The 7,319-nt window shown below is 60.9% G+C and carries 6 protein-coding genes; all 6 read right to left on the reverse strand.

Features of this window, described 5'->3' with window-relative positions; all coding sequences use genetic code 11:
* Window positions 1-545, reverse strand: a 545-nt coding sequence (locus OQK_RS16100) for an OprD family outer membrane porin (protein ID WP_038861240.1), incomplete at its 3' end; no start/stop codon positions are given.
* A gap of 194 nt (window positions 546-739) precedes the next feature.
* Window positions 740-961 carry a hypothetical protein gene (locus OQK_RS16105; protein ID WP_016773285.1) on the reverse strand — a complete coding sequence of 74 codons (222 nt, stop codon included), beginning with the start codon at window positions 959-961 and terminating at the stop codon, window positions 740-742.
* A gap of 190 nt (window positions 962-1,151) precedes the next feature.
* On the reverse strand, window positions 1,152-2,516 hold the full coding sequence (locus OQK_RS16110; protein WP_016773286.1) for a heavy metal sensor histidine kinase: 1,365 nt from the start codon (window positions 2,514-2,516) through the stop codon (window positions 1,152-1,154).
* Window positions 2,506-3,183 (reverse strand): heavy metal response regulator transcription factor, encoded by a 678-nt coding sequence (locus tag OQK_RS16115; protein WP_016773287.1) that lies wholly within the window; start codon window positions 3,181-3,183, stop codon window positions 2,506-2,508. Before OQK_RS16115 ends, OQK_RS16110 begins: the two co-directional genes overlap by 11 nt.
* Before the next feature lie 9 nt (window positions 3,184-3,192).
* Window positions 3,193-6,306: a multidrug efflux RND transporter permease subunit gene (locus tag OQK_RS16120; protein ID WP_016773288.1), complete on the reverse strand. Its 3,114-nt coding sequence runs from the start codon at window positions 6,304-6,306 to the stop codon at window positions 3,193-3,195.
* Window positions 6,303-7,319, reverse strand: a 1,017-nt coding sequence (locus tag OQK_RS16125; RefSeq protein ID WP_016773289.1) for an efflux RND transporter periplasmic adaptor subunit, incomplete at its 5' end; no start/stop codon positions are given. The genes OQK_RS16120 and OQK_RS16125, both read right to left, overlap by 4 nt.

A 7,319-nucleotide genomic window follows, 5' to 3' on the forward strand; every position in this document is an offset into this window, starting at 1 on the left:
GGTTTGGTGAAACTGGCCTGGCCACCTTCGATCAGCCAGCCGTCGAAGCTGTGGTTACTCAGGCTGATGCCACGAAAGGTCTGCGGCAGCATCCGCGTGTCGCCGCCGGCGATGACCGGGTTGGAGAGGAACAGATCACCGGCCTTCAACTCGGTATCGAAGGCGCGCATCTTCAAAGTCCCGCCTGCGGTGGAGAACGAGCCCGGCGCTTTGCCGTTGCCATCGCTGACCGGCAGGATGCTCGAACCGTCGGTCCCGCCTCCGCCATCGAGTTTCAAGCCGAGCATGGCATGGGCATCGACGCCGAAGCCGACCGTGCCTTCGGTGTAGCCAGACTGGAATACGCCGAGAAAACCCTGACCCCACTCGATATTGTCGTCCGCCTTCTGCAAGCGGTTGCGATTCATGTAGTAGTTGCGGGCGTTGAGGTTGAGGCTCGAGCCTGCGACGAAGCCCTGTTGGGCAGGCTCATCGGCGTGGACAGCGGGGGCAATCGTTGCGGCAATTGCAATGAACAGCGGGGTGAGGCGGGCAGGGTAAAACACGTGCGATGGAGCTCCTTGGGTCAGCGGGCCGCTCTGGTTCTTGAGCGGCTTGATGTTTCTTGTTTTTTCAGACGCGCCAGACGGCTTTCAGACCACAACGAAAAAAGGCCGCTGAATGGCAGCGGCCTGGAGTGACGACGGTTGAACGGGAAGAGCCAAACAACCGCGTCGAGGGAAACCTTTCGCGGTGCGACTCAGCTGTCTTTCTCGAGCGCTTGAGCCTGGGAAGTAGCGGCCTGCGGGGATTGCGTCGCGTCTTGAGCCTTGGCCATCACTTCGGCCTGATGCTGATCGAATGCCTGCGCGCGAGCGACATTGTGCGCCACGAACGCTTGCGATTCTTCAGCCATCGCCATCGGCGACAGGATCAATGAGGACAAAACGAATGCGCTGGCAATACCCATACTGTTGGACATCTTGAAAACCTTCTCGCTTGGCGAGTGCTGTTTGGTGCGGGCAAAGATAAGGTTGCCGGGGTTTGGGAAACAGCGTGATTTTCATAAATGACTTTTACAGCAAAAGCAAAGATCGCAGCCTTCGGCAGCTCCTACAAGGGCTTGGCGTACACCTGTAGGAGCTGCCGAAGGCTGCGATCTTTTGATCTTTTCAGACCGGGAGGTTGATGCCGAAGGTGTTCATGCCCCGATCACTGCGCACAAACACATCCCCGCCATGCATCAGCGCAATCGCCTTGACGATCGCCAGCCCCAGCCCGTGGTTATTGCCGCTGTTGCTGCGCGAAGCATCGACCCGATAAAACCGTTCGAACAACCTCGGCAGATGCTCGCTGGCAATCGGCGTCCCGGGATTGGCTACGCCAATGCTTACCTGATGTTCTTCAACCTCGATGCGCACCTCGATCACTTGACCCGGTTCGGTGTGCTGCACCGCGTTGCTGAGCAAATTGATCAGCGCCCGGCGCAGATGCGCGACCTCGATCTGCACCTGCGCATCGCCGCTGACCTGAACTTCAACCTGCGCGTCTTCAAGGATGAAATCCAGATAGTCCAGCGTCGTCGCCACCTCATCAGCCAATGACGTCGAGGTCAGTTTGGTCGCCTTGTTGCCCTGATCGGCGCTGGCCAGAAACAGCATGTCGTTGATGATCGAACGCAGCCGCTCCAGCTCTTCGAGATTGGATTGCAGCACTTCGAAATAGTGTTCGGCGGAGCGCCCGCGAGTCAGCGCGACCTGGGTCTGGCCGATCAGGTTGGTCAGCGGCGAACGCAGTTCATGGGCGACGTCGGCGTTGAATGATTCCAGCCGTGAATAGGCCAGTTCGACCCGTTCCAGGGTCGAGTTGAACGACTCGACAAACTGTTCCAGTTCCGGCGGCAGCGGCGACAGGCGCAAGCGTCCGGCGCGCAGCGGTGGTGCCAGACGCTGGGCTTCCTGCGACAGTTTGATCAACGGCTTCAGACCGATTCTTGCGACCCAATAGCCCAATGCAGAGGCCAGCAGCACCCCGACAATCGCCAGACTGATCAGGGCGATGAGCAAGTGATGCTGGGTCTGATGCAGCGTCTCGGTGTCGATGCCGATCATGAAACGCAACGGCGGGCGCTGATCCTTGGCGGGGAACTGACTGACCAGCACTTTCAGTGGGTAGGGTTGATCGGGCAGTTGTAGATCATGCATGCCCAACGGGCCATTGAGGGCGGCACGAATCTGCGGCGTAAGGTTGCCGTATTCGTAGCGCGGATCACCGCTGCTGATCCAGAAGCTGATGCGCTTGTCTTCCTCGCCGAGCAGCTTGAGCTTGTTGTTGATCTTCACCCAATGCTCCGGCGTGCCGTAACGGCCGACGGTGGATTCGAGCACGCTGTACCGCGCATCCAGCTCGGCTTCGGGCAACAAACCCAGACCTTTGTCGACCTGCTGATACAGCGCGCCGCCAATCAACAGAAACACCACCAGCGCCACCAGCGTGAACATGCCGCTCAGGCGCAAGGCAATCGAGTTACTGGACACCACGGCTCTCCAGCACATAACCCATACCGCGAATGGTGTGCAGCAGCTTTTCGTTGAACGGCCCGTCGAGCTTGGCGCGCAGGCGTTTGATCGCGACTTCGACGACGTTGGCGTCACTGTCGAAATTGATGTCCCAGACCATTTCGGCGATTGCGGTCTTCGAAAGGATTTCGCCCTGGCGACGGGCGAGCACGCTGAGCAGGGAAAACTCTTTCGCGGTCAGATCCAGGCGCGTTCCGGCGCGGGTGGCCTTGCGGCTGATCAGGTCGATCCACAGGTCGGCGATGGTCACTTGCACCGGCTCATGGCCGCCGCTGCGCCGGGTCAGCGCTTGCAGGCGGGCGACCAGTTCGAGAAAGGAAAACGGCTTGCCGAGGTAATCGTCGGCGCCGTCGCGCAGGCCCTTGATCCGATCTTCGACGCGCTCGCGGGCGGTGAGCATGATCACCGGGGTCTGCTTGCGCGCACGCAATGCGCGCAGTACGCCAAAGCCATCGAGCCCCGGCAGCATGACGTCGAGGACGATCACGGCGTAGTCGCATTCCAGCGCCAGATGCAGGCCTTCGACACCGTCGCGGGCAAGGTCGACGGTGTAGCCCTGTTCGGTCAGGCCACGGTGCAGATAATCCGCGGTTTTTTCTTCGTCTTCGATAATCAGAACGCGCATGACCCTGCCTCAGTCTGTGGTCGCCAGTGCCGTTGCGGGCGTTGGGGCTGGTGGGTGTGAGTGCCGGTGAAACAGCCGCTCGAGCCATAAGTATATGACCGGCGTGGTGAACAGCGTCAGCATCTGGCTGACCAGCAAACCACCGACCACGGCAATGCCCAACGGCTGGCGCAATTCGGCGCCGGTGCCGTAGCCGAGCATCAGCGGCAACGCACCGAGCAGGGCGGCGAGGGTGGTCATGATGATCGGCCGGAACCGGGTGATGCACGCTTCGAAAATCGCCTCCTGCGGCGGCAGACCGCGCTGGCGCTGCGCTTCAAGCGCGAAGTCGATCATCAGGATGCCGTTCTTTTTGACGATGCCGATCAGCAGCACCAGGCCGATCAACGCCATGATCGAAAAGTCCTGGCCGCAGATCCACAGCATGATCACCGCGCCGAGGCCTGCCGCCGGCAGGGTCGAAATGATCGTCAGTGGATGCACGAAGCTTTCATAAAGCACGCCGAGAATGATGTACACCGCCACCAGCGCCGCCAGAATCAGCCACGGCTGGCTGGCCAGCGAACTCTGGAACGCCTGCGCCGCACCCTGAAAATTGCCGCTGATCGCGGTGGGCATGCCGATCTCGGCCTTGGCCTGATTGAGCTGAATCACCGCATCGCCCAATGCCACGCCGGGGGCGAGGTTGAATGACATGTTGGCGGCGGGGAACATGCCGTCGTGAGCAATCGACAGCGGGCCGATGGTCGGCGCGTCAAACCTTGCCAGCGCCGACAGCGGCACCATCTCGCCGCTCAGTGGCGAGCGCAGGTAGAAATAGTTGAGGCTTTCGGCCTTGCCGCGTTGTTTGGTATCCAGTTCCAGAATCACGTTGTACTGATTGACCTGGGTCTGGAATTCATTGATCTGCCGTTGGCCGAATGCATCGTACAGCGCCTCGTCGACATCGCTTGCAGTCAGGCCGAAACGCGCGGCGGCGCTGCGGTCGATGCTGATGTGGGTGATGCTGCCGCCCAGTTGCAGATCGTTGGAAATGTCGCGAAACGCCGGGTTGCTGCGCAGTTTCTCGGTCAGGCGCTGGGTCCAGGTGGCGAGGGTCGCGCCGTCATTGCTCTTCAGCACATATTGATACTGGGCACGGCTCGGCCCGGAGCTGAGGTTGATGTCCTGCCCGGCGCGCAGATACAGGACGATGCCGGGGACTTTCATCAGCTGCGGGCGGATGCGATCGATGAACTGGCTGGCGCTGACATCGCGATCGCCACGTTTTTTCAGGGCGATCCAGAAGCGCCCGTTGGCGATGGTCTGGTTGCTGCCGGAAACCCCGACGGAGTGCGAGAAGGCCTGCACCGCCGGATCGGCTGCAACGATTTCGGCCATCGCCAAATGTTTTTTCACCATGTCGCCGTAGGAGATATCCGCAGCGGCTTCGGTGGTGCCGAGGACGAACCCGGTGTCCTGCACCGGGAAGAACCCCTTGGGAATGAAAATGTAGCCGGCGACCGCCAACGCCAGCGAAAGGCCAAATACACCAATCATCAGTTTCTGGTGGTCGAGGGCGCGGCGCAGGCCTTTTTCGTACCAGCCGAGCAGGCGTTCGCTGAAACCGGGTTTGGCGTTGGCGTGATGTACCGGCTTACGCATAAACAGCGCGGCAAGGGTTGGCGCCAGGGTCAGCGACACCACCACGGAAATCATGATCGTCGAAGTCGCTGTCAGGGCGAATTCCTTGAAAAGGCGCCCGACCACACCGCCCATGAACAGCAGCGGAATGAACGCCGCCACCAGTGAGAAACTGATCGAAACGACGGTGAAGCCAATCTCGCCGGCCCCCTTGATCGCCGCCTCGCGCATGTCATCGCCGGCCTCGAGATGGCGATGGATGTTTTCCACCACCACAATCGCATCGTCCACGACGAAGCCGACCGCGACGACGATCGCCACCAGCGTCAGGTTGTTCAGGCTGAAGCCGAGGATGTACATCAGGGCGAAACTGGCGATCAGCGAAACACCGAGCACCGCCGAGACAATCAGCGTCGCCGACAACTGCCGCAGGAACAGCGCCATCACCGCGACCACCAGCAGGATCGCGATCAGCAAAGTGATCTCGACTTCATGCAGCGAGGCGCGAATGGTTTGCGTGCGGTCGATCAGGGTTTTCACCTGCACCGAGGCCGGCAGCATCGCTTCGAGGCCGGGCAGGGCGGCTTGAATGCGGTCGACGGTTTCAACGATGTTGGCGCCGGGCTGGCGGAAAATCACCAGATTCACACCGGGGCGATCTCCGGCCCAGGCCTGCACGTAGGCATCTTCCGCACCGTTGACGACTTTGGCGACATCGCGCAGGTGAACCGGGGCGCCATCCTTGTAAGAAACGATGAGCTCGCTGTAGTCCTCGGGGTGGAACAACTGGTCGTTGGTCGACAGCGTCGAGATGCTCGATTCGCCGTACAGCGCACCTTTGGCCAGATTAAGACTGGTTTGCTGGATCGCCAGCCGAATGTCGGCCAGCGTCAGGCCGATGGCCGCGAGTTTGTCCGCCGAGGCTTGTACGCGAATCGCCGGGCGTTGCTGGCCGGTGATGTTGATCTGGCCGACGCCGTCGACCTGACTGATCTGACGCGAGAGCAGGGTTTCCACCAGGTCGCTGAGTTCAGTGCCGGGCATCTGTGTCGAGCTGACGCTGAGGATCAGCACCGGGCTATCGGCCGGGTTGACCTTCTTCCACGTTGGCAGCGTCGGCATGTCTTTTGGCAACTTGCCGGCGGCGGTGTTGATCGCCGCCTGTACTTCCTGGGCGGCGGTGTCGATGCTTTTATCGAGGGTAAATTGCAGGGTCAGCAGAGTTGAGCCCAGCGCGCTGCTGGAGGTCATCTGGGTCATGCCGGGGATAGCGCTGAATTGCACCTCCAGCGGCGTGGCCACGGAGGAAGCCATGGTGTCGGGGCTGGCGCCGGGCAACTGTGCCGAGACTTGGATCGTAGGAAATTCCGCTTCCGGCAGTGGCGCAATCGGCAAACGCGGGAAGGCAATTACGCCGACCAGTACCAGAGCGAACGTCAGCAAAATCGTCGCCACCGGGTGATCGATGCACCAGGTCGAGATGCCCTTGTGCGAGTTCATGGCTTGGGCTCCGCCTGCACCACTTGCGGCGGCTCACTCATGATTTGCACGCTCGAGCCCGGTTTGAGTCGCGACTGGCCGTCGGTCACCAGCACGTCACCAGCGTTGACGCCTTTGATGATGTCCTGGCCGCTCCCCTGATAAACCATTTGCACCGGCACCACCTCGACCTTGTCGTCCTTCACGCGGTAAACAAAGTGTTGTTCGAGGCCACGCTGTACGACGGTGGGCGGAACCACCAGCGCATCTTTATCCACAGCCGTCTGAATTTTTACCGTCACCAGCAAACCCGGCCAGAGCTTCTGGCTGGCATTGGCGAATTCGGCCTTGGCGCGGATGGTGCCAGTGTTGGCGTTGATCTGATTGTCGATCAGGGTCAGCTGACCTTCGCCGAGCAGATTGCCGGTTTCGCCATCAGTATCGGCTCCGATGTACGCCTTGACCGGGGCGCGTTGCGGATCGCTGATCAGACTCTGCAGGGTCGGCAGCATCTGCTGCGGCAGGGAGAACTCGACGGCGATCGGGTCGATCTGCGTGACGGTGAACAGGCCTTGGGTGTCGGTCATGCGCAGGAAGTTGCCTTCATCGACCGTACGAATACCGACGCGCCCAGTAACCGGAGAGCGAATCTGCGTGTAGGACAGTTGCACCTGCGCCGCATCGATCGAGGCCTGATTGCCTTGCGCAGTGGCTTTGAGCTGATTGACCAAGGCCTGTTGCTGGTCGAAGGTCTGTTTCGATACGCCGTCGTCGACGCTGAGCAGTTTGTAGCGCTTGAGATTGACCAGCGCGACCTGCAACTGCGCCTGACTCTCGCCCAACTGCGCCCGGGCCTGGTCGAGGCTGGCGCGGATCGAGCGGTCGTCGATGGTGGCGAGCAGGTCGCCTGCTTTGACCAGCTGACCTTCCTTGACCAGAATTTTCGTCAGGATCCCGTCGATCTGCGGACGCACCACCACGCTGTGCAGCGACAGCACCGAGCCGATGCCGCTGGTATAGCGCGGCACGTCTTT

Origin of the sequence: Pseudomonas sp. R62, from assembly GCF_000257605.1 — a bacterium.
GTDB classification, from domain to species: domain Bacteria; phylum Pseudomonadota; class Gammaproteobacteria; order Pseudomonadales; family Pseudomonadaceae; genus Aquipseudomonas; species Aquipseudomonas atacamensis.